Origin of the sequence: Okeania sp. SIO2B9, assembly GCF_010672505.1 — a bacterium.
In the GTDB taxonomy this organism is placed as follows: Bacteria; Cyanobacteriota; Cyanobacteriia; order Cyanobacteriales; family Microcoleaceae; genus Okeania; species Okeania hirsuta.
On record NZ_JAAHGK010001606.1, the window covers coordinates 1 to 1,441 of the forward strand.

Annotated in this window: 3 protein-coding genes; all 3 read left to right on the top strand. The window is 34.4% G+C overall.

What is annotated here, in order from left to right; translation table 11 throughout:
• Positions 1-245: hypothetical protein (locus F6K13_RS33045; protein ID WP_287289909.1), on the top strand; the 245-nt coding region annotated here is incomplete at its 5' end.
• Between the two features lie 8 nt (positions 246-253).
• Positions 254-622 (top strand): phosphotransferase, encoded by a 369-nt coding sequence (locus tag F6K13_RS33050; protein WP_275670323.1) that lies wholly within the window; start codon positions 254-256, stop codon positions 620-622.
• A partial coding sequence (locus tag F6K13_RS33055) for a hypothetical protein (RefSeq protein ID WP_287289911.1) occupies positions 574-1,441 on the top strand: 868 nt, incomplete at its 3' end. The genes F6K13_RS33050 and F6K13_RS33055, both read left to right, overlap by 49 nt.

A 1,441-nucleotide genomic window follows, 5' to 3' on the forward strand; every position in this document is an offset into this window, starting at 1 on the left:
TCCTTAATATAAATTCTGAGCGTCACTGGATGTTATTAGCTGATTTTGGGGAACCTATTGGTCGAAATTCATCCATCAAACTACAAAAAGACATTTACCGTTTACTCGCTCAAATACAAATCAAATCAATTCAGCATATTGATAATTTATTGAATATCGGATGTTTAGACCGACGTTTGGAAAAATTATCAACTAAAATAGATGTTTTATTTAACGATAAAAATGTTCTATCTCAATTAAAATAAACGTAAGGATTCAGAAACTACAAACACTTGCTCCACATCTGAAAAAATTATGTTCTCAACTGGCAGAATATAAAATACCCCCAACATTAGTTTATGAAGACTTGCATTTAGGAAATGTTGCTTTGCATAACAATAAATATCTCATTTTTGATTGGACGGATAGCTGTATTTCTCATCCTTTATTTGATATGTTCCCATTGTTTTTTCCCCAGAAGAAAAAACCTTTTTTATCATCCTTAAGCAGTTTGCGAGATGAATACTTAAGCCAATGGGAAATTTATGAATCAAAGCCACATTTACTAGAAGCTTGGAAATTAGCCAAACCCTTATGTGCTTTACATCATGCAGTTACATATCAGCATATTACTGCCTGTTAGAGGATGTAGAAAAATTAGAAGATTTGGAAGATTTAGGTTTAGAAAAGTTAAAGGAGTTAGAAAAGTTAGAACACCCAGAACAGTTAAAACAGTTATTAGCAGCGATCGCTAAAGAAAAGGAAATTAATAATCCAGCTACAGCAGAATCATGGGGAGAAAAGCGGATATTATCGGCTAAGTTTATTGAGTTGTTATGTACGGATGTGGAAGCTTTTAAATATTTTACTAATCATGGTTTAAAGGTTTGTGGAGCTAAGATTTCGGGGGAGTTAAATCTTGAGTTTGTTAAGTTTGAAAGTTTATTGTATTTCACAGAATGTGTTTTTACAGAAAAAATTATTCTGAAGGGAGCAAAGGTAGAAGAAGTCAAGTTTGATGGTAGTCATGTTGTTGGAATTGATGCTGAGTTGATTGAAGTTAGGGGCAATTTATATCTGCACAATGACTTTCAGAGTAAGGGTGAGGTAAATCTATCTGGAGCTACTATTGGTGGTCAAGTTGATTGTATTAAAAGTCATTTTTCTAATCCAGAAGAAGATGCACTCATTGCTGAAAAAATGGAAGTCAAAAGTTCTGTCTTTCTCAGAGAAGGTTTCAAAGCTGAGGGTAGAGTCAGTCTATCTGGAGCTACTATTGGTTTACTCGACTGTAGTGATGGTCATTTCTCTAATCCAGAAGGAGATGCACTCTTTACTCAGGGTATAGAAGTCAAAGATTCTGTCTTTCTCAGAGAAGGTTTTGAAGCTGAGGGTAGAGTCATTCTATCTGGAGCTACTATTGGTTTACTCGACTGTAGTGATGGTCATTTCTCTAATCCAG